Annotated in this window: 17 protein-coding genes and 1 riboswitch; of the genes, 10 read left to right on the forward strand and 7 right to left on the reverse strand. The window is 71.2% G+C overall.

From position 1 onward, the window contains the following. Positions 1 to 52: 52 nt before the first annotated feature. Positions 53 to 123, forward strand: a riboswitch (Fluoride riboswitch). A 59-nt stretch (positions 124 to 182) separates the two neighbouring features. Further along, positions 183 to 578, forward strand: coding sequence for a fluoride efflux transporter CrcB (gene crcB, locus P1K89_RS16320; protein ID WP_284617546.1), 396 nt, complete (start codon positions 183 to 185; stop codon positions 576 to 578). Between the two features lie 20 nt (positions 579 to 598). Here the strand turns inward: crcB and P1K89_RS16325 are convergent, their stop codons facing one another. The 4 genes from P1K89_RS16325 to P1K89_RS16340 form a co-directional block, all read right to left on the reverse strand. Next, complete coding sequence (locus P1K89_RS16325) at positions 599 to 940, reverse strand: YciI family protein (RefSeq protein WP_284617547.1); 342 nt, start codon at positions 938 to 940, stop codon at positions 599 to 601. A 58-nt stretch (positions 941 to 998) separates the two neighbouring features. Further along, on the reverse strand, positions 999 to 2,738 hold the full coding sequence (locus tag P1K89_RS16330) for an ATP-binding cassette domain-containing protein (RefSeq protein ID WP_284617548.1): 1,740 nt from the start codon (positions 2,736 to 2,738) through the stop codon (positions 999 to 1,001). 160 nt (positions 2,739 to 2,898) lie between these two features. Beyond that, the gene (locus tag P1K89_RS16335) at positions 2,899 to 4,413 is read right to left on the reverse strand and encodes a hypothetical protein (protein WP_284617549.1); all 1,515 of its coding nucleotides are present in this window, start codon (positions 4,411 to 4,413) and stop codon (positions 2,899 to 2,901) included. After that, complete coding sequence (locus tag P1K89_RS16340) at positions 4,410 to 5,195, reverse strand: toll/interleukin-1 receptor domain-containing protein (protein ID WP_284617550.1); 786 nt, start codon at positions 5,193 to 5,195, stop codon at positions 4,410 to 4,412. The genes P1K89_RS16335 and P1K89_RS16340 overlap by 4 nt, the downstream gene beginning before the upstream one ends. A gap of 251 nt (positions 5,196 to 5,446) precedes the next feature. Here P1K89_RS16340 and P1K89_RS16345 point away from each other — a divergent pair, with 251 nt between their 5' ends. The 3 genes from P1K89_RS16345 (at position 5,447) to P1K89_RS16355 (ending at position 10,775) form a co-directional block, all read left to right on the forward strand. Further along, a complete protein-coding gene (locus tag P1K89_RS16345) occupies positions 5,447 to 7,843 on the forward strand; it encodes a hypothetical protein (RefSeq protein WP_284617551.1) in 2,397 nt (798 codons plus the stop codon). A gap of 144 nt (positions 7,844 to 7,987) precedes the next feature. After that, entirely contained in the window at positions 7,988 to 9,124 is a 1,137-nt protein-coding gene (locus tag P1K89_RS16350; protein ID WP_284617552.1) for a PcfJ domain-containing protein, read from the forward strand. Positions 9,125 to 9,206: 82 nt separating this feature from the next. Next, positions 9,207 to 10,775 (forward strand): acyl-CoA synthetase, encoded by a 1,569-nt coding sequence (locus P1K89_RS16355; RefSeq protein ID WP_284617553.1) that lies wholly within the window; start codon positions 9,207 to 9,209, stop codon positions 10,773 to 10,775. Between the two features lie 84 nt (positions 10,776 to 10,859). Here P1K89_RS16355 and P1K89_RS16360 read toward each other — a convergent pair whose 3' ends face one another. Further along, on the reverse strand, positions 10,860 to 12,353 hold the full coding sequence (locus P1K89_RS16360; protein ID WP_284617554.1) for an esterase/lipase family protein: 1,494 nt from the start codon (positions 12,351 to 12,353) through the stop codon (positions 10,860 to 10,862). A gap of 158 nt (positions 12,354 to 12,511) precedes the next feature. Here P1K89_RS16360 and P1K89_RS16365 point away from each other — a divergent pair, with 158 nt between their 5' ends. Genes P1K89_RS16365 through P1K89_RS16375 form a run of 3 tightly spaced genes read left to right on the forward strand, consistent with a single transcriptional unit; the run spans position 12,512 to position 17,902 of the window. Continuing rightward, positions 12,512 to 13,495, forward strand: a complete 984-nt coding sequence (locus tag P1K89_RS16365) for a diiron oxygenase (RefSeq protein WP_284617555.1) — start codon at positions 12,512 to 12,514, stop codon at positions 13,493 to 13,495. A gap of 2 nt (positions 13,496 to 13,497) precedes the next feature. Continuing rightward, complete coding sequence (locus tag P1K89_RS16370) at positions 13,498 to 14,616, forward strand: efflux RND transporter periplasmic adaptor subunit (RefSeq protein WP_284617556.1); 1,119 nt, start codon at positions 13,498 to 13,500, stop codon at positions 14,614 to 14,616. Positions 14,617 to 14,626: 10 nt separating this feature from the next. After that, a complete protein-coding gene (locus tag P1K89_RS16375) occupies positions 14,627 to 17,902 on the forward strand; it encodes an efflux RND transporter permease subunit (RefSeq protein ID WP_284617557.1) in 3,276 nt (1,091 codons plus the stop codon). Here P1K89_RS16375 and P1K89_RS16380 read toward each other — a convergent pair. Together P1K89_RS16380 and P1K89_RS16385 are read right to left on the reverse strand one after the other, a co-directional pair. Further along, positions 17,811 to 18,788 (reverse strand): AraC family transcriptional regulator, encoded by a 978-nt coding sequence (locus P1K89_RS16380; protein WP_284617558.1) that lies wholly within the window; start codon positions 18,786 to 18,788, stop codon positions 17,811 to 17,813. The two genes, P1K89_RS16375 and P1K89_RS16380, sit on opposite strands and share 92 nt — an antisense overlap. Before the next feature lie 106 nt (positions 18,789 to 18,894). Continuing rightward, complete coding sequence (locus tag P1K89_RS16385; protein WP_284617559.1) at positions 18,895 to 21,192, reverse strand: CARDB domain-containing protein; 2,298 nt, start codon at positions 21,190 to 21,192, stop codon at positions 18,895 to 18,897. A gap of 222 nt (positions 21,193 to 21,414) precedes the next feature. Between P1K89_RS16385 and P1K89_RS16390 the strand changes: the two genes are divergently transcribed. The 3 genes from P1K89_RS16390 (at position 21,415) to gtfA (ending at position 25,721) form a co-directional block, all read left to right on the forward strand. Next, positions 21,415 to 22,683 carry a toll/interleukin-1 receptor domain-containing protein gene (locus tag P1K89_RS16390; protein ID WP_284617560.1) on the forward strand — a complete coding sequence of 423 codons (1,269 nt, stop codon included), beginning with the start codon at positions 21,415 to 21,417 and terminating at the stop codon, positions 22,681 to 22,683. Positions 22,684 to 22,893: 210 nt separating this feature from the next. Further along, a complete protein-coding gene (locus P1K89_RS16395) occupies positions 22,894 to 24,234 on the forward strand; it encodes an MFS transporter (RefSeq protein ID WP_284617561.1) in 1,341 nt (446 codons plus the stop codon). Further along, on the forward strand, positions 24,231 to 25,721 hold the full coding sequence (gene gtfA, locus P1K89_RS16400; protein WP_284617562.1) for a sucrose phosphorylase: 1,491 nt from the start codon (positions 24,231 to 24,233) through the stop codon (positions 25,719 to 25,721). The genes P1K89_RS16395 and gtfA overlap by 4 nt, the downstream gene beginning before the upstream one ends. The last annotated feature ends 50 nt before the right edge of the window (positions 25,722 to 25,771 follow it).

The raw sequence follows: 25,771 nt of genomic DNA on the forward strand, positions 1-25,771 counted from the left end.
CTGCGCACGCGGCCCGCAGGACGGGTCCGGACCCCGCGCCCGTGCTACAGTTTTTTCCGAAGGAGATGGCATTCCTCCTTGAACCGCCGGCGTCGATCGCCGGCTGATGATGCCTACGGTCGGTCCCCAGGGAGGACGCGTGGGTGTGGCGTCCTCCGGAAGTCATCGCAGAAAGGACGCCCATGCTTCCTGTTATCGCCATCAGCATCGGAGCCGCCCTCGGGGCGCTGCTGCGCTGGGTGCTCGCCAACCAGCTCAACGGCGTCTTTCCCCTGCTGCCCCCGGGCACGCTGGCGGCCAATCTGGTGGGCGGCTACCTGATCGGCATCGCGATGGCGTTCTTCGGCAGCCTTCCCGGCCTGCCGCCCGAGTGGCGCTTGTTCGCCATCACCGGCTTCCTCGGCGGGCTCACCACCTTCTCGACCTTCTCGGCCGAGGTGGTCACGCAGCTGATGGCCGGTCGTGTGGGCTGGGCGCTGGGCACAGTGGCGGTGCACGTCGCCGGCAGCGTCGCGATGACGCTGCTGGGCATCGGCACCGTCGCGCTGTTCCGCAATCTTCGCGTCGCAGGCGGCTGACCCTGCGAGGGGTCCTCGCCTCACGTCATCGGATCGAACATGAACTCCCGCAACTCCTGATCGCAGCGGCAGGCCTTCGCGATCTTCGCCGCCCATGCCACCGCGGCTTCCCGCGAAGGCAGTTCCAGGATCGTGTAGCCGCCCTCGAGCCGTCGCGTCTCGGGATAGGTACCCTCAACCACCGCGCCATTCGCCGACACCTTGACCGGCGCGACGTCCTCCCTGATGCCGCCGCCGAAGACATAGACGCCGGCCGCCTTGGCCGCTTCGATCACGGCGTGCGCGTCGTCGGACACGGCCTGGAAGTCCTGCTCGGCGACGACCATCGCGGAGCTGGGAAACGAGATCAGGTATTTCGCCATCGGTGGTCCTCCATGCGTGCGGCAGGGGCGCGGGACCCCGGCGTGCAGCGGGGTTGTATCACCAGCCTGCGGCCGCTCGGTGAAGCCGGTCGGGCCCGGGCGCACGCGCCACCCGGGCCATCGACGACTGCCGCATCACCAGCCGGCCGTCTCGCCATTCCCACCGATGCGTCGGCCGCAAGGCATCGAGGAACTCCTCGTCGTGCGACGCGACGATGAGCGCGCCTTCGAAACCCTGCAGCGCGCGCTGCAGGACCAGGGTCGTGTCGAGGTCGAGGTGATTGGTCGGCTCGTCGAGCAGCAGCAGACGGGCCGGTTCCTTGCGCCACAGCGCGCAGGCCAGCGCGGCCTTTAGGCGTTCGCCGGCGCTGAGCTGGCCCATCGGCAGCAGCACGCGCGCCGCGTCGAGGCGCAACTGCGCCAGGCGCGTGCGCAGCTCGCTGGCCGGCAGCGGGCAGTCCAGGGCGCGCAGGCCGTCGAGCAGCGACCGGTCGGGCGGCAGCAGGTCGCCGCCGTCCTGGTCGAGCGCGGCGGTGCGCACCTGCGTGGTTGCGCTGCCCTGCAGCGGCGCGAGCGCGCCGGCGATCACGCGCAGCAGCGTGCTCTTGCCGCAGCCGTTGGGGCCGGTCACCGCGACACGGATCGGCCCGGCGAGCGTGATGTCGGCGATCGGGCCGCCGACATGCGGCAGGCGCAGCCCCTGCAGGTCCAGCACCGGCTTGTCGGCCGGCACGCGGCTGGCGGGCAGCGCCAGGAAGATCGCCGGCGGCTGCGCGGCGCGCTCGGCGGCGGCGCGCACGGCATCGTGCACCGATTGGCGCTTGTCGGCATCGCGCTGCGCGTCGCGCGCGGCCGTGGCTTCGGCGGTTTCGCGCAGGCCGTTGATCACCATCGCGGGCAGGTTCGCGGTGCGCGCCAGCCGACGGCCGCGCGCCTGCCGCCGCTGCCGTGCTTCCTGGTCGCGCCGCAACCGGGCGAGCGTGGTCTCGCGCTGGGCGCGCGCATGCTGCAGGGCGGCCTGGGCGGCCGACTCGTCGCCGTCGCGCTGGGCCCGGTACAGCGCGTAGTTGCCGCCGTACAGCGTCAGCCCGCGCGGGCTCAGCTCGGCGATGCGGTCCACCACGCGCAGCAGCGACCGGTCGTGGCTGACGATCACCACGCCGCGCTCGGTGTGCTGCAGCCAGTGCATCAGCCAGCCCCGGGCCTCGGCGTCGAGGTGGTTGCTGGGCTCGTCGAGCACGATGACCTGCGCGTCGGTGGTCATCGCGCCGGCCAGCACCACGCGCATGCGCTCGCCGCCGCTCAGGCCCGCCATCGCATCGCCGGGCTGCAGGTCGGGCAGGCCCGCTTCGGTGAGGGCCTGCGCCACGCGGGCGGCGACATCCCATTGGCCATCGGCCAGCACCAGGTCGTCCGGCGTGGCGGTGCCGGCGGCGAGCCGCGCGACCGCGTCGAACACTGGCCCCAGCCCCATCGCGTCGCCGACGCTGCGCCGGTCCTGCGGCAGCAGCGGCGGCGCGACCAGGTGCACGCGCCCGCTGCGCAGCACGCTGCCGGTCACCGTGCCGACCGCCGGCGCGCGGCCCGCGACGATTTGCGCGAGCACGCTCTTGCCAACGCCGTTGCGGCCGACCAGCCCCAGGCGTTCGCGGCCGATCGACAGCTGCAGCGGCGCCTGCCACAACGGCCGGCCGTCGGGCAGGTGCCACTGCAGGTCGTGCAGATGGATGGAAGGGGAGGGAGGGGAAGCGGCGGCAGGCGCCGCGGGCGCGATGCGCCCGGTCGAGAACGATGACATGCAAGCTTTCCGTGCGAACGAAGACATGCCACGCCAAGTGAGCGTGGAACGGCATTCGGGGGAAGGCTTACATCCGCATGGGAATCGTGCTCGAGGTCGGTGAAGGGGCGCGATATTAGCGAGCGGTCCGCGGGGCGTCAACGCCTCTCGCGGTCGCTGCCTAGAGGCCCCCGCAGCGGTCGGCCGCGGACTGCTTGGCGATCTTCGCCGCCAGCTTGTTCAGGCAATCCTCGGTCTGGCTGCCGATCGCGATCCCGCGGGCCTGCGAGCGCGTCCGGATGGCCGCCAGCGCGGCGACCAGCCGATCCTTCTCCGGACGATCGGACCACGAGGGTTCCAGGTTGAGCATGTACAGGACGTTCAGGCGCCCGGTGGCACTCAACCGGTCCAGCGCCTGCCCTTCGAGCTGGGACAGCAGGGCCGAGATGGCCTCGCCGTCGTTCGCTCCGCGGATCTGGATCGCCAGGCTCTGGCCTGCCCCCACGCGGTCCTGCCGGCTGTCGGAGATCAGTTGCGCGACCAGCGCGTCGACCGCGCGCGGATTGCGCGCGGTCGACAGGCAGCTCTTGAATCGGCGCAGTGCATCGGCGCTCGGTGGCGGGGGGGCATTGCGCTCGAGTGCCGGCAACCAGAGCTCGACCGTGTGCTTGTCGAGATTGGCGAATCCGGTCAGACGGCGGATCGCCGGCGCGCGCTTCCACGGGGAGCCGACCCGCGCGGCCAGCGATGCGGCCTCGGCGGCCTGCGCGTCGTAGTAGTAGACGACCTGGCCGTTCTCGGCGAACTTGCTGGCTTCGACACGCTGGATTCCGGGTACGTCGTAACCCGCGTCGCACACCGACTGCGCCAGGCTGGCGGCCCAGAGTCGGTCGGACTCGGCGGCGATGTGCAGGTAGACGCTGCGCAGGCGGTAGGCCGGGTCGGCGCGCGTGGCGTCGAATGCCGGCACCACGGGCGCCGCGAGGGCGGCCATCGCCCGGCACGCCTCCGGCAGCACGCCATTGGCGCCGACTTGCGGATTGGCGGCGACGAAGCGCTCGTCCAGCAGCGCACGCACGGCATCCCGATCGCCGCGCTCGCATTGGAAGGAGGCCAGCGCCACCGTGTTCTCGTAACGCTGCTTCGCATCGATGCCCGGCTCGCGCAGGTTCTCGTCGGCCAATGCGATGGCGCGATCGATGTCCTCCGCCTTGCGGTCGGGCCGCCCGAACAGCACGCGGGCGAGCGCCCCATTGACCGCCATGCGCACGTCGCGCAAGGGCTGGATCGAGGCCCGGGCCGATTGCTCCTCGAATTCCGCCGAGGCGTCCGCGAGACTTTTCTTGACGGTTTCCAGCGATGCGATGGCCGCCGTGTAGCGATCCGGCTCGCGCGTGGCCGCGGCCGCCGCCGCGGCCAGCACGGCCCGGGTGGCATCGTCGGCCACGGCCACGCGCTGGCTCGTCGATTTCAAGGCCTGCGTCTTCGTGGCCAGGTCCTTTTCCACCACGGAGAGCTGCTCGGTGGCCTCGCGAATCCGCCACCCGAAGAACACGGTCGCCAGCACGGCGATCACGGCCACCACCAGCTGGATGCCGACCGCGAGGCGCGCATCGCGGGCCAGCTTGTGGATCCGCGAGCGGGCGTGCTGCCGCGCGGCCGCCGAAGGGTCGTTGCTCGGTTCGGTCGGGTTCATCGCCGCACCTCCACATAGGCCAGCACGGCACCCATCAGGCCGCCGCCGCACAGCAGGCTGCCGACCACCAGGGCCGCCCCGGCCAGCGGTCCCGAAACCATCTGGCCGATGGTGGCCACGGCGAGCCCGGTGACGATGAGCACCGGCGTGAGCTTCGCGACCACGCCGGTGTGGAAGCCGGGCCGCTGCGGCGCGGTGTCGTCGGGCCGTTTGCGGGGCACGGCGCCGCCACCTTCGTCGCGCACTTCGTCGTGCACTTCGCCGCGCACGTCGCCGCGCACGTCGCCGCGCACGTCGCTGCGCACGTCGCTGCGTTGTGCGCCGCCGTTCTCGTCCCCGCCAACGGTCCCACCCGCGTCGGCCGCTTCGCCGCCACTCTCGCCGCCACCTTCACCGCCGTCTCGACGCCGTCGCAAGGTCGTGATCAGCCGCGGCCAATCGGTGCACATGTGGATCGGCTCGGTGGGCAGCTCGACGCGCTGGATGCGATCGAGCCGGTACGGCAGGTCGACGGACTCGAGACGGGCGGGCAGGGCCTTGCCCTCCTTGCGCGCAAAGTACGCTTCGTCCTTGACCTCGTTCGAGGCGCGCGCCGCCGCGCTCCAGACGACGAGGATCGTCGGGGCCAGCACCATCGCGGCCTCGAGCTTGTCGTCCCAGTTCTCGCCCAGCGGCAGCTCGGCGTCCCACCAGACCTTGATCTGCTCGTCCTTGAGCCGGTCGATCATGTGCGTCACGCGGGCACGATCAGCGTGTGCGTAGGACACGAACACGTCGGACACCTTGAGCCTCCGGAAAGAGTTGCGCGAAGACTAGTGCCGACCTGCCGCTCTGTGAAGAGGCGCGGGCACCGCGGACGTGCATCAGGCCGCTTCGAGTGCGGACCGGATCCCGACTATTGAGGACGAACCCCGCGGCAACGGCTGAACTAGGTGTGGTCGCGGACCGGACCGGCACCTAGTCTTTCCCGCGAGGCCTGTCGCGCAGTGCGCAGGCGGCGCGTGCATGCCGCCGGGCATGCAAGGGGAGAGCCATGGCATACGGTATCGAGTTCCTTCGGCAGCGCCTGTCGCTGTGCCTGACCGAGCCCATCCAGCAGGCGCTGGCGTCGCAGTGCCTGCCCGATGGGCAGGGCCTCTTCGTCGATCGCATCGACGTGGGCCACCAGGTGGCGTTCTCCACCCCGCCCGGTGCGCCCGGCGCCGTCGAGGCCGCGCTGTCGATCCACATCCACGTCGTGTCGCTGGCCGAGCTGATAGCGCACCCGAACCAGTCGCCGCCCGAGCTGGGCACATCCGCCTCGTCCATCGTGCTGCGCGTGCGCCTGCAGGCCGACGGCACGATGCTGTCGGCGACCGCGATGCCGCCGGACCTGTCGGGCACGGGCATTCCCTCGCCGATCCGCGAGGACATCGCGCAGATCATCGCCAACGCGGCCAATGGCGCGCTGGGCCAGGCGGGCTTCGACCTGGCGCCGATGGCCGCGAGCTTCGGCCTGCCGGCCCCCACCGCGGCGCGCGTGGCGCTGACGGCCGATTCGATGGTGGTGGAGTTCGACCCCGCGGGGCCCCCGGGCCACCGGCTCGGCGACGGCCAGCAGTGGGGGCTGTTCATGGACGTGCAGCCGGTGCTGGACTTCGCGCTCGGCAAGCTGCCCCCGGTGCTGCGCGAGGGGCTGATCTCGACGTCCGCCGCCTGGGCCCCGGCCGGCACCACGCCGCGCGTGACCGCGGAAGTGCGGCTCGACATCGGCCTGTTCGTCTTCAAGCTGCCGCTGGATGTCCGGCTGTCCGTCGTGCCTGGCGCGGCGGGCGCGGCGGCGAAGCTGCGGGCCGACCTGACGTGGGACATCGAGGTCGACGCCATCACCGTGATGGGCATCCCGCTGTCGTGGCTGCTCAAGCTGGCGGGCTTTCCGGGCGTGGCCGCCGCGCTGGCCAGCGAAGGCTTCGCCGAAGCGCTCGAGCTCGGCCTCGACGGCGCCGCCGAGCTCGCCGACGGCCGCATCGTCGATGCGTTCGCGCAGATCGGCGCGCAGCGCACGGGGCCGCGCAGCTTCATGCGCGAGCAGGACCTGCCGCCGCTGAAGCTGTTCGGCATCGAGCTGCGGCCCGTCAGCCTGCTGGCCTCCGGCGCCGGCATGACGCTGGGCGGCACGGTCGCGGTGAAGGCCGTCTCGCGCGATCCGATGACACTGTCGACGCAACGTTTCGGCAGCCCGTTCTTCCCCTCCAACTGCCGCAGCAGCGGTGGCGTCAAGCCTCGCGTCCGCGCGGAGCAGGTGCGCTACTTCGCCAGCACGCACTTCTACGACATGGGCCGGTTCTGCGGCGCGCGCTTCCTCCCGCCTGACGACATGGCGGAGCGGCTGATCGAGCCGCGACTTCAAAGCGCCACCGCGGCGACCGAGGCCTTCGGCTTCGACCTGGACATCCAGGAAGCGAACCTGCTCCAGGCGAACGTGCGCCTGCTGGTGCGTACCTCGCGCGGCACCCGGCTGGTCGACTTCGGAAAGCCGATTCCCGCGGTGGTCGATGCCGACGGCAACGTCACGAACGTGATCGGGCACATCTGGAACTGCCTGACCTACAGCACCGAGGACAAGCACTCGCTGATCTTCGGCAACGACCCGCTCTACCTGACGAAGGACGATGTGCTGCCGCCGAAGGAGGACCCCGGCTGGACCTGGCTGCTGGAGGACGCCTGGGGCATCGACGTGCAGATGATCTCGGTCACCGGGCTCGAACCGGGCGAGACGGTGGTCTACCAGTCGGCCACCCACCGCGTGCAGGTGGCGGCCGACCGCGACGGCCGCGTGCTGCTGCCAGGCTTCGCGCCGGCGGGACGCAACATCGCGCCGGCCACGCTCACGCGGCTGAACCAGGGGCCCCTGACCGAGCGCGAGGTGCAGCTCGTCAACAGCACTGGGCTCGTCGGCGGCGGCCTGCTCCGGCCCCTGGCCGAGGGCGAGGCGTTCATCGAGGAAGGCGGGCTGCAGCGCCGGCCGCAATGGACCGAGGCCTTGCGCTCGATGCACATCGGTGCCGCGTCGCTGGCGGCACTGAACGTTTCGGATGCCGGCGACCTGGTGGCGCTCAACCCGCAGCCGCTGCCGCCCGAGCCCCCGCCCGAGCTCGGCGCATTGAACCCGCAGCCACTGCCGCCGGAGCCGCCGCCGGAAGAGCATCCGCTGGTGCAGGCCATCGGCCTGAAGGCGGTGCAGGCGGTCTTCGCGGTGCCCGGCGCGAAGCCCGACCAGCTGGCCATCGCGCTGATGCAAGACGGGCGCAAGGTCGTGCTCGACGGCACCGCGGACCGACCGCGGGTGGCCGGCACGCTGGACGGGCCGCTGGGCCGCACCATCGTCCGCAACGGCTTCGCCGTCTCCCAGGCCGGCGCCCAGCTGCGGCTGTTCGAGATCGGGCGCTGAAGCGGAAGCAAGCGGCGGTGCCACGAAGCGCCGCGCACGCGGGATCACCATCGGGAACGGGGTGTGCATTGACGTCGAAGTAAAGACTATTTACAGTGCGGCCCCTTTCACTCCGCTGGTCCGCCCCTGCGCGCGAACGCCGCCATGGCCCGCTCGACGATCCAGCGCCGGCAGGAGGCCGAGCGCGAACGCATCCAACGCTACGACGACACGCTGCGCCGCGTGGTGCGCGCTGCGCGCCCGACGCCGGACTTCCAGCGCGCGCTCGAAGACGCCGCCCAGGGCTTCGCGGGCCTGGCCGTGCGCGATGCGCAGTCCTGGCACCCGCAGATGAAGACGCGCGACGCCGCACGCCTGCGCCTGGCCGCCGCGCGGCATCTCTTCGCGCGCTACCCGGTGCCGGCGATGCTGGAGCAGGTCTGGATCGACGACAACGGGCTCGGCGCCGACGAGGTGCGGCTGCGCCGGCAGTGGTACGTCGTGGCCGCCGGCGGCGGATCGCTGGTGCCGCTGGGCGCCGCCGTGGGCCTGACGCGCAAGGAGGTGCATGGCTTCCTGCACGCACCCGCGGGCCTGGGTTTCGACGAGGCGATCTGGCACGCGATCGCCGCCTCGACCACCGGCGATGCGGCGTCGGCCCTGCGCATCGCGCGTTCGAAGATCGCGCGCACGCCGCGCAGCGCGATGGCCTTCTGGCGCGTCGTGGCCCGCTTCTTCTGCGCCCATCCGGTGTCCGTCGAGACCCTCGACGACCTGTGCGACTACCTCGCGGAGTGCCGGCGTCGTGATCCGCGCTACCGCCTCGAGGGCCGCACGCTGGGCAGCCTGACCCGGCGCATGCACGAGTGGCACCGCGACCTCGCGGCGATCGCGCGCATCGAGGCCATGCGCCGGCGTGCCCGCGGCGCGGTGCCGGTGGATGCGGCCTGGTCCGGTTCGTCGCTGGCCGACTGGGAATGGGCGCCGTCATCGAAGGACGCCAAGGCCCGCGGCGAGCGCTACGTCATGCGCCAGCTGAAGCAGGCCGAGGACCTGGTGATGGAAAGCCGCGCGATGCGCCATTGCGTGTCGAGCTACGCGGCCAAGTGCCTCGCCGGCCAGGCGTCGATCTGGTCGCTGCGGCGCTGCACGAAGGACCGCATCGACCGCCTGCTGACGATCGAGCTCGACCCGCAGCGTCGCGCGGTGCAGGTGCGCGGGCTCGCGAACCGGCTGGCGCATGCCGACGAGCATCGTGTGCTCGAGCGCTGGGCGCAGGCGCGCGGCATCGTGCTGGGGTAGGCTTGCCCGGACCCGGATCCGCACCCGGCCGCGGCCCCGCGGCTGCCCGGGCACCGTTGCCGACCGTCGAGGAGGAAGCCCCGTGCACCCCGCCATCCGCCGCCAGACCATCGCCGACCTGCTGCACCGCAGCGCCCGCCGCGAACCGCGCAAGCCCGCCATCGTCTGCGGCGCGTCGCAGTGGAGCTTCGCCGAGTTCGAGGCGGTGGTCGACCACGTCGCCGCGGGCCTCGCGCAGCGCGGCGTCGGCCAGGGGGTCCGCGTCGCGGTGCTGGCGCGCAATTCGCACGGCTTCGCGGCGCTGCGCTTCGCGGTGGCGCGGCTCGGCGCGGTGCTGGTGCCGATCAACTTCATGCTGAAGGCCGAGGAGGTCGCGTACATCCTGCGTCATGCGCAGGCGCGCTGGCTGGCCACCGATTCCGGCCTGGCCGAGCTGGCGCAGGCCGCCGCGGCGCTGGACACGGCGGTGGCGCAGTTCGTGTGGCTGCCGTCGGAAGACCCGTCGACGCCGGTGGCCGGCATGCTGTCGTTCGACGAGCTCGCGCGCACCGACGCCGCGCCGCCGGAGGCCCCGCGGCTCGCCAGCACCGACCTGGCGCAGATCGTCTACACCAGCGGCACCGAGTCGAGCCCGAAGGGCGCGATGCTGACGCACGACGCGATCATCTGGCAGTACGCGGCCTGCGCGATCGACGCCAGCATCGCCGCGACGGACGTGATGCTGCATGCGCTGCCGCTGTACCACTGCGCGCAGCTTGACGTCTTCCTCGGCCCCTGCGTGTACGTGGGCGCCACCAGCGTGATCACGTCCAAGCCGACGCCGGACAACCTGCTGCCGCTGCTGGAGCGGCACCGCATCACCTCGTTCTTCGCGCCGCCCACGGTGTGGATCGCGCTGCTGCGCTCGCCGCTGTTCGACGAGACCGACCTCGGCACGCTGCGCAAGGGCTACTACGGCGCGTCCATCATGCCGGTGGAGGTGCTGCGCGAGCTGTCGCAGCGGCTGCCGCACACCGGCTTCTGGAACCTCTACGGCCAGACCGAGATCGCGCCGCTGGCCACGCTGTGCGGTCCCGAGGACCAGCTGCGCAAGCCGGGCTCCTGCGGGCGGCCCTGCGTGAACGTCGAGACGCGCATCGTCGACGAGTTCATGAACGACGTGAAACCCGGCAGCGGCGAGGTCGGCGAGATCGTGCACCGCTCGCCGCACCTGATGCTCGGCTACTTCCACGACGACGAGCGCACCAGGGCCGCCTTCGAAGGCGGCTGGTTCCACAGCGGCGACCTGGCCACCATCGACGACGAGGGCTACATCACCGTCGTCGACCGCAAGAAGGACATGATCAAGACCGGCGGCGAGAACGTGGCCAGCCGCGAGGTCGAGGAGATGATCTACCGCCTGCCCGCCGTCAGCGAGGTGGCGGTGATCGGCGTGCCGCATCCGAAGTGGGTGGAGGCGGTGATCGCGGTGGTGGTGCCGAAGGCCGGCGTGCCGCTGACGCCGCAGGCGGTGATGGACCACTGCGCCGCGCACATGGCGGGCTTCAAGGCGCCCAAGCAGGTCGTGCTGGTCGATGTGCTGCCGAAGAACCCGAGCGGCAAGCTGCTGAAGCGGCAGCTGCGCGAGCAGTTCCGGGGGGTGTTCGGGTAGGGCTGCCGGGTTCGTGCGCCACGGGCGGCGCAGCGTCGGTCCCGGGCGGCGCAGCGCCGGTCCGTCCACTGCCACGCTGGCCGGTCACTGCCTGTGCGGGGCCGTCGGCCCGGGCCGTGTCGCGTGATGCAGGATCCACGCCGCCACGTACTTCTGGACCGAGGGGTAGTCGTAGATCGCATGCCGCAGCGACCCCTTGAACCTCAAGGCCTCGAGGTCGGCGGCCGAGGGAAACACCATGCGCAGCGTCGCCGTTGCGGCGAGCCCGTCACTCGAACGCGGCAGCGGTTCGGCAAAGACTTTCATGACGCCCGGTGCCTGCAAGGCCTCCGGACCGCAGGCCAGGGCGATCAGCAGCGTGGCCATGGACTTGCCCAAGAGCGCCAGCATCAGCAGGCCCATCGGACCGACGACGGGCAGGGACCAGGCCAGGGCGGCGGCGAGCTTCCATGCCGCGCGGTCCGGAAACACGAACAAGCCCCCTGCGGTCACGATCAGCGCGACGCCCAGCACGGCATAGGCCGCGCGCGGTATACGGCCCAGGGTCTTGAACCCGACCTCGCTCAACTGGTCGCTGATCCACACCGCCGCGCTGGCCGCTGCGATGGCGTGGCTGGCTTCATCGCCAGGCGCGCGAATGGCGAGCAGTTCTGTCTTCAATGGCGCAGGGTGTTCATCCTCCCGCAGGCCATCGCTGGATCCGAGGAAGTGCACCGATCGCAGGACCATCAGTTTCGGCGCAAGCACCACCGCGAGCGCCAAGGACACGACCGCACTGATGATCAGGTTGCCCAGCGATCCCGACGGCCCCCACAGGTCGAATGCCGCCACATGGACCGCGAGGGCCGCCCAGGGGATGGCGGCGTTCAGTACTTCCGCCACGAGCCTCAGCCGAGGGATGCGAGCGAAACCCCACGGCATCAGCGCCACCACCGCAGATGCCGCGGCCAGGCCCGGCCACCCCTCGAAGAGAAAGCACAGGGCCAGCGTGAAGGCAAAGAAGAAGGCGACCGCGTGCGCGTAGATGCCGGTGAGGCTGTCGAAAGACACCGACTCCGGGGCCTCGACTTTGCGGAAGCGCTCCACGAACGGTGTGCCGAGCGTCAGCAGGCCCGAGAACTCCGCGGCCAGCGGGCCGAGATGACGCAAGGCCTCGGCCGCGACCGTGCCGCCGTGGCTGTGCGCGACGACCACGTGCCGATCGAAGGTGGTCCGGGGACAGAACAGGACGCCCTCGAAGTAGTCGGCCAGGTCCTTCACTGCGACGGAGCGGGCTGCAAACGAGTTCCTGCCCGACCAGGGCGGCACGTCGGCAAATCGCACACGCTGCCAGTCATCGGCATGGCCGTGTGCGCGCAAGGCCGATTCGAGCGAGCCACCCGGCTCGAACCAGGTGGGCCGTGATCCGGCCTTCTCCGGATTGGCCCAGGTCCCGTGGATGAGGTGCACCCACAAGACCGGCGATGCCTCGTCGGGGGGCTCGCTGCGCGCCTGCTCCCGGGCGAACGCCAGCCGCTGCCGCGACAGTTCGTCGATGCGGTCTGCGAGTGCGCGCAGTCCGTCCTGATCGTCCGCCATGGAAGGGCAGTTTAGGCGGAGGACACGCTTGTGCTCTTCGATCGCCGAACGGCTTCGCCCCCGGCCGGAGCCTCTGACAAGATTGCCCGAGCGCCTGCCATGGCCGGCGAGGGCGCTCCTGCGAAGAATGCCGTCGCATGTCTTCCAAGGAGCACCTCGTGCAAACCACCTCCCGCGTCACCTCCACCGTCACCTCGGATTCCTACGCCAAGGTGATCGCCAATTCCAAGCGCGTGCGCTGGGACATCGAGGACGATGTCATCCGCGGCCGCCGCTTCGACCTCCACAAGCCCTTCCTGCCGGCCGGCCTGTCGCTCGCCGGCGAGTTGGGCTTCCTGAGCGCCGCCGACCGGCGCCTGTTCAGCCAGGTCCAGGGCCGCAGCTACGCCTGCATCTTCGGCATGGTCGAGCGCTTCATCAGCGCGAAGATGCTGGAGATCGGCCGCGGGCACGGGCTGGGCGACCAGATCGCGCTGGAAGCGCTGGTGCGCATGACCGACGAGGAGATCAAGCACCAGGCGCTGTTCCGCCGCCTCGAGCACCTGATGGCCGAGGACATGCCCGGCGGCTACCGCCCCGCGGCGGAACCGAACGCGGTGGCGGTCGCGGTGCTCGGCAAGAGCAGCTGGGCCGTGCTGGCGCTGACCCTGCACATCGAGCTCTTCACGCAGGCGCACTACCGCGCCAGCATCGCGCCGGAATCGAGCATCTGCCCGCTGTGGCGCGACGTCTTCATGTTCCACTGGAAGGAAGAGTCGCAGCACGCGGTGCTCGACGAGCTGGAGTTCCTGAACGAGGACGCGCGCCTGACGCCGGCGCAGCGCGACGTCGCGGTCGACGAGCTGATCGAGCTGGTGGGCGCGGTCGACCAGATCCTGCAGGCGCAGGCCGCGTTCGATGCCGAGTACTTCCTCGAGGCCGCCAGCGCCCGCTTCGCCGCGCCGCAGGAAGCGGCGATCGCCGCCACGCTGCTGAAGGCCTACCGCTGGCAGTACATCGTCTCGGGCGTGATGCAGCCGCGGTTCCAGAAGGTGCTGTTCGCGACGATGACGCCGGCGCAGGCGGCGCGCGTGAACGGCGCGCTGGCGCCGCTGCTGTCGGCGGTGCCGGCCGAGCCGTCGCCCATCGTCGCGCAGGGCTGATCGTGAACGCCGCTTCACTCGCGCGCCGCGGCGTGCAGGCGGCCGCCGTGCTCGCGACGATGGCGGCGCTGGCGGCTGCCGCGGTGCTGCCGCTGGCCGATGACGCGGCGCCGGCGGCGCGCCGTGCGCCGGCGGCCGCGGCGGGGCTCGCGGCCGCCGATGTGGTCGTGCAGCGCAACGCCGCCGGCACCGCGTACGAAGGGGTCGTCGAGGCACTGCGGCAGACCACGCTGGCGGCGCAGGTGCCCGGTGCGGTGGTCGAGCTGCCGGTGCGCGCGGGCGACCGGGTGCGCGCCGGCCAGGTGCTGGTGCGACTGGACGCGCGCACGGCCGAGCAGGCCGCCGCGGCCGGCGCCGCGCAGGTGCGGGCGGCGCGGGCGTCGCTGGACATGGCCACGCGCGAGTTCGAGCGGCAGCAGCAGATGTTCGTGCACGGCGCCACCAGCCAGGCCGCGCTCGACCGGGCCGATGCGGCCTTCAAGACCGCGCAGGCCGAGTCGGCCGCGCAGCTGGCCCATGCCGCGGCCGCGAAGACGCAATCGGAGCTGCACGTGATCCGGGCGCCGTATGCCGGCGTGGTGGCCGGCGTGGCCGTCGTGCTGGGCGACATGGCGATGCCGGGGCGGCCGCTGCTGACGCTGTACGACCCGACGGCGTTGAGGGTCAGCGCCGCGATTCCGCTGACGGCGGGCACGGCGGCTGCGGCGCGCGGCGGATCGTTCGCGGCGCAGGCCGAGGTGCCCGGCGCGGTGACCGGCCTGGTCAGGCCACTGCGGGTGCAACTGCTGCCTACGGCCGACGCGGCCAGCCACACCATGACCTTGCGCCTGGACCTGCCGCCGCACGGGGCGATCGCGCCCGGCATGTTCGCGCGGGCGTGGCTGCCTGGCGCCGACACCGACGGCGGCACGTCGGCCAACGACCGCCTCTTCGTGCCCGCCCAGGCGCTGCTGCGGCGCTCGGAGCTGGACGCGGTCTACGTGATCGGCCGCAACGGCCAGGCGCTGCTGCGCCAGGTGCGGCCCGGCCGCAGCGACGGCAACCAGGTCGAGATCCTCGCCGGCGTCGCGGCCGGCGAACGGGTGGCTCTCGACCCGCAGGCCGCCGCGCGCATGCGCTGAGGGAATCGTCATGACGTCCAAAGCACTCGGCCCCTGGGGCCGCCTCGCCGCCAGCTTCCAGGCGGCACCGATCACCCCGCTGCTGGCGCTGGTCCTGCTGCTGCTGGGCGTGGCCCCGGTGCTGGTGACGCCGCGCGAGGAAGAGCCGCAGATCCGCGTGACGATGGCCAACGTGTTCATCCCGTTCCCCGGCGCCTCGGTGCGCGACGTGGAGCAGATGGTGGCCACGCCGGCCGAGCAGGTGCTCAGCCAGGTCACCGGCGTCGAGCATGTGATGTCGGTCTCGAAGCCGGGCATCGCGGTGCTGGCGGTGCAGTTCAAGGTCGGCCTGTCGCGCACCGAGGCGCTGGTGCGCCTGTACGACGCGGTCAACGCCCATGCGGACTGGCTGCCGCCGGGCCTGGGCGCCGGCCCGCCGCTCATCAAGCCGATGGGCATCGACGACGTGCCGATCGCCGCGCTGACCCTGTTCGCGCGCGATCCGGCCATCGGTGCACAGGCGCTGGAGCGCGTGGCGCACAGCCTGGAGATCGAGCTCCAGCGCGTGCCCGGCACGCGCGAAGTGCGCACGATCGGCGGCCCGGGCCGCGCGGTGCTGGTGGAGATCGATCCCCCGCGGCTGGCCGGCGCCGGCCTGACGGTGGCGGACCTGCGCCAGGCGCTGCAGGCCGCCAACGGCGGCGCACCGGTGGGCGAGCTGCTCGGCGGCAACCGCAGCGTGGCGGTCGAGGCCGGCCTGCACCTGCGCGATGCGCAGGAGGTCGGCGAGCTGGTGGTCGGCGTGCACGAGGGCCGGCCGGTGTTCCTGCAGGACGTGGCGACGGTGCGCGACGGCGCGCCTCCGGCGCAGCGCAGCGTCTGGCACGGCGAGGGCGGGGCAGCCGTGGCCGCTCATCCTGCGGAATATCCGGCGGTGACGCTGCAGATCAGCAAGAAGCCCGGCGAGAACGCCATCGACGTGGCCGACGGCCTGCTGCGGCGCATCGACGAGCTGCGCAATACGCTGATTCCGGCCGGGGTGGACGTGGTCGCCAGCCGCAACTACGGCGTCACCGCCGATCACAAGGCGCGGGCGCTGATCCAGAAGCTGCTGTTCGCCACTGCCTGCGTGGTGGCCCTGGTCTTCGTCACGCTCGGGCGGCGCGAGGCGGCGGTGGTCGGCGCCGCGGTGGTGCTGACGCTGGCGGGCACGTTGTTCGCGTCCTGGGCCTGGGGCTTCACGCTGAACCGCGTCTCGTTGTTCGCGCTGATCTTCTCGATCGGCATCCTGGTCGACGACGCCATCGTCGTCGTCGAGAACATCCACCGCCAGCAGCAGCTGCATCCGGGCGAGACGCTGGCGGCGCTGATCCCGCGCGCGGTGGACGAGGTCGGCGGCCCCACCGTGCTGGCGACGCTGACGGTGATCGCGGCGCTGCTGCCGATGGCCTTCCTCACCGGCCTGACCGGGCCGTACATGAGCCCGATCCCCATCAACGCCAGCATGGGCATGCTGCTCTCGCTGGGCGTCGCGTTCACGATCACGCCGTGGCTGGCGCGGCTGTGGATGAGGCCCGCGGCGGCGCACCCCGACGGTCGCGGCGGCCAGCTGGCCGCGCTGCTGCAGCGCCTGTTCGAGCGGATCTTCACGCCGCTGCTCGACGAGCAGCGCGGCCCGCGCCACCGCCGCTGGCTGGGCGCGGGCATCGCGGCGCTGATCGCGTTGTCGCTGTCATTGCCCGCGGCCGGCCTGGTGATTCTGAAGATGCTGCCCTTCGACAACAAGTCGGAGTTCCAGGTGGTGGTCGACATGCCCGCGGGCACGCCGCTGGAGCAGACCGCCGGCGTGCTGCGCGAGCTCGGTGCCTTCCTGGCGCGCGAGCCGGCGGTCGAGCACTACCAGGCCTATGCCGGCACCGCGTCGCCGATCAACTTCAACGGCCTGATGCGGCAGTACGCGCTGCGCAGCGGCGGCGAGGTCGGCGACCTGCAGGTGACGCTGCGCGACAAGGCGCACCGCGCGGAGAAGAGCCATGCCATCGTCAAGCGGCTGCGGCCGGGGCTGCAGGCCATCGGCCACCGGCTCGGCGCCAACGTCAAGCTCGTGGAGGTACCGCCCGGGCCGCCGGTGCTGGCACCGCTGGTCGCGGAGGTCTACGGCCCCGATGCCGCCGGGCGGCAGCAGGTGGCGAAGGCGGTGCGGGCGGTGCTGGAGGCGACGCCGGGCGTGGTCGACGTCGACGACAGCAGCATCGCCGCGGCGCCGCGCAAGCTGCTGCTGATCGACCGCCGAAAGGCTGCTCTGCTGGGCGTGTCGCAGTCGGCCATCGTGAGCACGCTGCGCACCGGCCTGGCGGGCGAGGACGCCGCCTGGCTGCACGACCACAGCAAGGTTCCGGCGCCCACGCTGCTGCAGCTGCCGGCCGAGCGCCATGGCGAGCTCGACGCGCTGCTGCAGTTGCAGGTGCGCGGCGCGGCGGGGCAACTGGTGCCGATCCGCGAGCTCGTCACGGTGACCGATACCCAGCGCGAGCAGCCGATCCACCACAAGGACCTGCTGCCGGTGGTCTTCGTGACCGGCGACGTCGCCGGCCGGGTCGACAGCCCGCTGTACGGCCTGTTCGCGGCCCGGGCCGGCCTCGCCGCACTGAAGGCGCCCGGTGGCGGCGCGCCGGTGGAGCACTTCATCCGGCCGCCGAGCGATCCCTACCGCGACTACGCGGTGAAGTGGGACGGCGAATGGCAGATCACCTACGAGACCTTCCGCGACATGGGGCTGACCTATGCGGTGGGGCTGGTGCTGATCTACCTGCTGGTGGTGGCGCACTTCCGCTCGTACCGGACGCCGCTGATCATCATGGCGCCGATCCCGTTGACGGTGGTCGGCGTGATGCCGGGCCATGCGCTGCTGGGCGCGGAGTACACCGCCACCAGCATGATCGGCATGATCGCGCTGGCCGGCATCATCGTGCGCAACTCGATCCTGCTGGTCGACTTCATCGAGCTGCAAATGGGCCAGGGCGTGCCGCTGCCGCAGGCCGTGATCGCCTCGGCCGCCACCCGCGCGCAGCCGATCGGCCTGACCGCACTGGCGGCCATGCTCGGCGCGCTGTTCATCCTCGACGACCCGATCTTCAACGGCCTGGCCACCTCGCTGCTCTTCGGCATCTCGATCAGCACGCTGCTGACGCTGGTGGTGATCCCGGTGCTCTACTTCATGGCGGCCCGGCGCTCGCTGAGTGGTCGGCATGCTGGCGCCGCCACGTCGCCGGCGGCACGCCGAATTCCCGGCGGAACGCACGGCTGAAGTTGGCGTCGCTCTCGTAGCCCACCTCCTCGGCGATGCGCGCCACGCTGAGCGAGCTGCGGCGCAGGTAGTTGGTGGCCAGCGCCATGCGCCAGCGGCCGAGGTACTGCATCGGCGACTGGCCGACGTAATGCGTGAAGCGCTCGGCCAGCACCGAGCGCGAGCTGCCGACCTCGCGCGCCAGTGCCTCCACCGTCCAGCGCGCCGCGGGCTTCTCGTGCATCAGCGCCAGGCACTTGCCGACGGTCTTGTCGCGCAGGCCCGAGAGCCAGCCGCTGTCTTCGGGCGACAGCTGCGCGACATAGCGGCGCAGCGTCTCCACCACCATCAGCTCGGACAGCTTGGCCAGCACGCCCTCGGCGCCGGGGTTCGGCGAGCTGGCCTCCTCGACCGCCAGCTGCAGCGAGGCCTCGAACCAGCGCGCCTGCGCGACGTTGCGCAGGCTCACCGTCACGATGCGCGGCAGCGCCGCGAGCACCGGCCCGAACAGGCGCGGATCGCACACCATGTAGCCGCAGACCAGGCGTGTGGCCTCGCCGCCGCCGCCGAAATGCAGCACCTTCGGCCGTTCGCGAAGGATGGCCTCGGCGTCCATCGGCAGCGGCTGCCCGCCGATGGCCGAGGCCATCGTGTGCGCATCGCCCTGCGGGAAGACGATGATGTCGCCGGCCTCCAGCTGCCGCGGCGCCATGCCGTCCAGCGTGATGTGGCAGCTGCCTTCGACGAGGTAGTGGTACAGCAGGATGCGGTCCGAGCCGAGGCCCAGCGAGCGCGCCAGCGACGATTCGGCCGGCGACTCGACGCACCACGGCGCGGTGAAGCGGGCGTTGAAGAAGATCGCGCCGTTGAGCTGCACCACCTTCAGGATCTGGGACAGGGCATCCATGCGTCCGCATTGGAGCCGAAGGCGGGACCCGGGGCAAACGCCGGCTGTGCGGCGGGGCCCCGCTCGTTCACATTGCGGATGACGCGAACGGCCGCTATCCGACCACTCATTGCACCGTGAACGACGCCGGTGCCGAGCTCGACGCCCCCCGGCTCGGCGTGCCGTAGAAGTCCGCCTGGACGGTGTAGGTCTCGCCGGAGCGCAGCCGCAGCTCGCCGCGCGCGAGAAGGTCGCCCAAGGCCCAGCGCGCCGTGCCGTCGGCTTCGGTGCGCAGCGCGACGATGGCGACCGACTTGCCTGCGGCGTCGATGACGTCCAGGGCGATCGGCGCACCGGCCACGGCCGGATCGACCCGCGCCTTCACCACCAGGCGTTGCAATGCTTCGCGCGAGAGCGGTTCGCGGCTGGTCTTCAGGTCGATCTCGGTGTTCGTCGCCCGCACGAAGTGCACGGCCGTCGTGATGCCGCCCAGCGGGATGCCGGTGTCGAGGTTCAGCACGCGGCCGATCAGGCTGACGTCGGTGCGCGAGCCGAGCTCCTTGCCGCCGCCGAGCCCGGGGTCGATGCGGTAGCGGATGCTGCGGCTCTGTCCCGGCGCCAGCGACACGGTGCGCTCGCTGACCCAGGCCTTCCAGTCGCGCGGCAGGTGCGTGACGTCGAGCCGCACATCCTGGTGCCGCTTCGTCGGGTTGGACACCAGCACGTTGCCGTCGAACGGCTTCCACGGGCTGGCCGACGTGGTGTCGAAGTCGCCGACGTTCTCCTGCGCGCAGTTGTTGTTGGCGTTGAGCTCGCCGGCCTGCACGTCGATGCACGCCTGCAGGCAGGTGTGGGTGGATGCGTTGGGCTGCCAGCTCACCGGGCCGACGATGGCGGTGGCGCCGGGTGCGATCGACGGCACGGTCAGGCGGTCGATCAAGGCCCAGTTGCCGGTGTCGCCGATGCCCGGCGGCGACGACGCGGTGAACGACACGCGCACGTTGGTGGCGGTGATGTTGCCCTCGTTGGTGACCCGCGCATACAGCCGGTTGACCCGCCCGGTGCGCGGGCGATCGCCGTTGCGCACCGGATTGCCGGCCACGCCCGGGTTGACGGCCGGGTCGGCGTACTCGTAGCTGTCCCAGCCGTTGACCGGGCTGTCCACCCAGATGTCCGCGCTTTCCCAGGGCGGTGGTGCCCAGGGGGTGATGCGCAGGTCGAAGTAGGGATCGGCGCCCCAGCCGAGCTTGACCTGCAGGTTGGGCGCGGTGCCCGATACCTCGATCTTCAGGTTGCCGTAGGTCTGGTCGGTGAAGGTATTGCCGCTGCTGACGGGCCCGCCGAACAGCAGGATCGGCGGACGGCTCGAGTTGACGCCGCCGGCGTTGTCGTCGGCGTCGGTGATCACGACCGCGTTGGCGGGCAATTGCCGGCTGCCGGTCTGCCCCATCAGGGTCTGGCGGTTCTCGATGTACAGGTGGGTGCTGCCGCCCACGTCGAGCCGGATCGACTGCACCGAGCCGGCCGGCGGGTTCTCGGTCTCGTAGGGCGCGAGCGCGATGGTCTCGTCGATGCGCGCCGTGCCGCTCGGCCGCTGCAGCACGCGGACCTGGCCGGCCTGGTACCACTGCGCGATCTTGTCCTTGTGCCAGCCGGTCGTCTGGTTGGTGCAGTCCGTGCAGTCCATCAGGTCCCAGCTGCCGACGCGGCGGTTGACCGCGCCGTACAGGTCGGCGAAGCCGCCGAAGGCATGGCCCAGCTCATGCGCGGTGCGGCTCCAACCGGTCTGCGTGGAGACCACGACCACCGGCACGCTGACCTGGAAGGGCACCGGCGGGCTGGCGGTGCTGTTCAGCGTGAAGTTGCTCGTGCCCCAGGACGTGCCGCGATGGAACGGACCGATCACGACCACCACCACCTGCGTGAAGCTCTGGATGTTGAAGCCGTCGTTCACCGCGGCCTGCATCGCGTCGGTGAAGAAGCCGCTGAAGTCCTGCACCAGGTCCTGTCCGTCCTGCGCGGCCTTCAGCTTGGCGGCATCTGTCCCTGCCGCCGTGATGTCGGCGGCCGTCCACATGTAGTCGTCGTAGGTGCGCGGCAACTGGTACCAGCCGCTGGACGGCGCATGGGTGTAGGCGAAGGACAGGCGGCCGAACGAACTTTCGCGGAAGAAGTTCGACACGTCGCCGAACTCCGCCTGTTCGCTGGTGCGCAGGGCGGCGAGTCCGCCGGTCTGGTCGTCGCTGGCACGCACGTAGATCACCAGCGTGGCCTGGTTCTGCCCGACGGGGCTGCCGGCCTGTACCGGCACACCGCCTTCGAAGGTGTAGTCGCCGCCGCCGGCACTGCCGGTGCGCCGCGGCCAGCAGGCGGCGAGCAGCGCGGTGCCGAGCAGCACAAGGAGAAGGGTGGTGAACCTGCGCATCTCGTCTCTCCCGGACAGGCCCGGCGGGGCCATCGCAGATTCAGATTAGGCGAGCGGTGGGGTCGATGAAAGTGCGTGAATGGACCAGCGTCATTAGGCAATAGGACGCAGGGCCTTCGACACACGCACTGGCGCTGTGCGCCAGCCATTCCCATCCTCCAGCGGGTGGATGCCTGGGGGAGCCGAAGCCGTAGCATGTCCGGTGGCGGGAAGGAGGTCGCGATGGCCGGTGTCTTCATTTCCTATCGGCGACGCGACAGCGAGCCCTATGCCGATGCGCTCTACAGCGAGATTGCGCGCCGGCTCGACACGAGGGATGTCTTTCTCGATACGCGCGGCATCGCGCATGGCGCCGACTTCACGAAGGAGATCCGCGAGCGCCTGACCGCTTCGAAGATCGTCCTCGTGCTGATCGGCCCCGACTGGCTCGATGCGCGCGACGCGAATGGGGTCCAACGCCTGTCGGACAACGAGGATTGGGTTCGCACCGAGATTCGCGAGGCGTTCACCCTCGGCCGCCGCGTCATTCCGGTGCTGGTCCGTGGCGCGACCATGCCGCCGCGCCAATCCCTGCCGAGCGATATCGCGCAATTGGCCGATCTGAACGCATTCGTATTCGTCGACTTCGTTCGTGATGTGCCAAGACTCGTCGATCTGATCGATCGGCGCCTCCCGGTGGCGGAGCCGGCGGTTGTCATGGCCCTGGCTGCGGTCGGCGGGGCCATGGTGAGGACCAGCCTGCAAACGAGCGCGCGTGGGAGCGCCGGCTTGGATCCGGCGGACTTCTTTCCCATCGGCTTCTACGCGGTTCTCGGTACCGGCCTGTACTACGGGACGCTGGTGCTTGGCGCCAGCATCGCGCTGCGGCGGCGTCTGGGCTGGCGCACGGAGGAGATGCTGCGAGTCGCCGGATGTGTCGTGGGCGGTGCAGGTCTGGGCCACATGGCGCATTGGGTGATGTTCGGCGTATCCGCCGGCGATACCGCCGTCTACGCATTGCGGACCGGTCTGTGGTTCCTCGGGATCGGGGCGGGCCTGGCCATCGGCCTGCGCCGATTCGCGCCCAACTTTCACTGGCAGCCTTCAGCGCTGGCCCTGTTGGTGCTCGTCCTCGCCGTGCTGGCGGCGGCCGGCGCCGCCATCGAGTTCCGATCGGAGGCGCTGAACGGCGCGATCGAGCAGGTCCTGGAGCTCAAGGGCGCCATCCGGCGCAGTTGGCTCTGGTTGCCGATCACGCTGGGGCTCGGTGCCCTCTGGGCCGCGCGATCGCGCGCGCGCGGCCGTCGCCTCGTCGCGTTCGCGAGCCTGACGCTGCCGCTGGTGGCGGCGATGATCCTGGCGGATCTCGTCGCGTCGGCGGCAGGACAGGGGGTGCCACGAGAACTGCTGGCGGCCAAGAATGCCTGGGACAACGCGTTGTTCTATGGCGCGGCCATGGCCACGCTGGTCTGGCGCATCAACGTGTCCGATCGATCGGCCCTGCCGGATTGAGGTCGCCCTGCGCTCGCGGGCGCTTCGACAGACTGCTGTCCGGCGGGGTTTTCCCTGGTTTGCAATCGATTGCAAACTGACGAAGATGCGTCCCGCGATGCCGGCCCGCCGGGCTGGTGCAGGCTGCGCCGCCGACCGGGCGCGGCGTCGCCATCCGTCCGCCTGTCGCAAGGTCCCGCTCACCTGTCCGCACGCCCTCCGCACCGCCCCATGCATGCCGTCGCCAAGCCCCGCCTGACCCTGCGCCAGGTGATCAACATGAACGTCGGCTTCTTCGGCATCCAGTTCAGCTTCGGGCTGCAGCAGGGCAACATGAGCCCGATCTACCAGTACCTCGGCGCGGACGAAGCCAGCCTGCCGCTGCTGTGGCTGGCGGGTCCGGTCACCGGGCTGCTCGTGCAGCCGGTGATCGGCGCGATGAGTGACCGCACCGTCTCGCGCTGGGGCCGGCGCACCCCGTACTTCATGGTCGGCGCACTGCTGTGCAGCCTGGGCCTGCTGGCGATGCCTTTCAGTCCGGCGCTGTGGTTCGCGGCCGGGCTGCTGTGGATCCTGGACGCGGCGAACAACGTGACGATGGAGCCGTACCGCGCCTACGTCAGCGACCGGCTCGACGCGTCGCAGCACGCACTGGGCTTCCTGACGCAGAGCGCCTTCACCGGGCTGGCGCAGACGCTCGCGTACCTGACGCCGTCGCTGCTGGTGTGGCTGGGCGTCGGCCGCGACCTGGTCAACAGCCGCCACATCCCGTACGTGACGATCATCGCGTTCCTGATCGGCTCGCTGCTGTCGCTGGCCACCGTGTGGTGGAGCGTGCGCACGACGCCCGAGCTGCCGCTCAGTTCGGACGATATCGACGCGCTGCGCGCCAAGCCGCGTGGGCTGCGCGCGACGCTGGGCGAAATCGCCGCCGCGCTGCGCGAGATGCCGCCGACGATGCGGCGGCTGTGGTGGATGAAGCTCTTCCAGTGGTACGGGATGATGTGCTACTGGATCTACATCGTGCCCGCGCTGGCGCTGGTGGTCTTCGACACACGCGACGCCGCGAGCACGGGCTACCGCGAGGCCGGGCTGCTGAACGGCCAGCTCGGCGCGTTCTACAACGCGGTCGCCTTCGTCGCCGCGTTCGCGATGCTGCCGTTCACCCGGCGCTTCGGCGCCAAGGCGGTGCATGCGGTGTGCCTGGCGGTGGCCGGTGCCGGCCTGCTGTGGCTGCCGGGCATCGGCGAGCGCGCGCTGCTGTTCGTGCCGATGCTCGGCCTCGGCCTCGCGTGGGCCAGCATGATGGGCAACCCCTACGTGCTGCTCGCCGGCAGCATCCCGCCGGAACGCGCGGGCGTCTACATGGGCATCTTCAACATGTTCATCGTGCTGCCGATGATCCTGCAGATGCTGACCCTGCCGCTGATCTACCAGCCGCTGCTCGGCGGCCATCCCGGCAACGTGATCCGGCTCGCCGGCGCGTTGCTGGTCTGCGCCGCGATCGCGGTGTGCTTCGTCAAGGCGCCCGTGCGCGCCGTGCTTCCCGAACCGCTGAAGAACCCCGGATGAAGAACCAGGTCCAGTTGATCACCTACGTCGACCGCTTCGGCGGCGGCGGCCTTGCCGAGCTGCGCGCCTTGCTGTGCGCACCGGAGTCCCCATTCGCCGGCCTCTTCGGCGGCGTGCACCTGCTGCCCTTCTACGACCCGATCGACGGCGCCGACGCCGGCTTCGATCCGATCGACCACACCCGCGTCGACCCCCGCCTGGGCGACTGGGACGCCATCCGCGCGCTGGGCGACCAGCTGCCGCTGATGGCCGACGTGATCGTCAACCACGTCTCGTCGCTGTCGCCGCAGTTCCAGGACTTCGAGCGCCACGCGGGCCTGTTCCTGACGATGGGCCAGGTGTTCCCGACCGGCGCCACCGAAGCCGAACTGCTGGCGATCTACCGCCCGCGGCCCGGCCTGCCGTTCACGCCGGCCGTGCTGCCCGGCGGCGAGCGCCGGTTGATGTGGACCACCTTCACGGCGCAGCAGATCGACATCGACGTCGAGCACCCGCTCGGCGAGGCCTACCTGCTGGGCATCCTGCGCACGCTGGCCGGCGCCGGTGTGCGCATGGTGCGGCTGGATGCGGTGGGCTACGCGATCAAGCGCCCCGGCACGTCCTGCTTCATGATCGCCGAGACCTTCGCCTTCATCGACGCCTTCACCGCGCAGGCGCGCGCGCTGGGCATCGAGGTGCTGGTGGAGGTGCATGCGCACCACCGGCGCCAGATCGAGATCGCCTCGCGCGTCGACTGGGTCTACGACTTCGCGCTGCCGCCGCTGGCGCTGCATGCGCTGTACACCGGCGATGCGCGGCCGCTGAAGCGCTGGATCGGCATGCGGCCGGTCAACGCGCTGACCGTGCTGGACACCCACGACGGCATCGGCATCATCGACATCGGGGCCGACGCCACCGACCGCCTCGCGCAGCCCGGCCTGATAACGCCCGAAGCGCTCGACCAGCTGGTGGAGACCATCCACGCGCGCAGCGAAGGCCGCAGCCGGCAGGCCACCGGCGCCGCGGCGTCGAACCTGGATCTCTACCAGGTCAACTGCACCTTCTACGACGCGCTCGGCCGCGACGACCGCGCCTACCTCGCGGCGCGCGCGATCCAGTTCTTCCTGCCCGGCGTGCCGCAGGTCTATTACGTCGGCCTGCTGGCCGGGCACAACGACATGGACCTGCTGGCCGCCACCGGCGTCGGCCGCGACATCAACCGCAGCCGCTACAGCCGCGGGCAGATCGATGCGGCGCTGCAGCGGCCGGTGGTGCGGGACCTGCTGCGGCTGATCCGGCTGCGCAATGCGCACCCGGCCTTCGGCGGGCGCTTCGACTGCGTGGACGGCGACGACCACACGCTGGACCTGCGCTGGCGCGCCGGTGATCACGAAGCGCGCCTGCTCGTGCGGCTCGACAGCGGCGAGGCGACGCTGGCCGTCACCCGCGACGGCCGCCTCGAACCCTGGCCGCTGCAGTTGGCCGATAGCGACGGCCCCTTTTTTTGACCCTGAATGCAATCGATTGCAGCACTGACAACCCCGCGTTCCCACCCGAA

The sequence above is a fragment of the Aquabacterium humicola genome (assembly GCF_030167915.1).
Taxonomy (GTDB): Bacteria; Pseudomonadota; Gammaproteobacteria; order Burkholderiales; family Burkholderiaceae_C; genus Pseudaquabacterium; species Pseudaquabacterium humicola.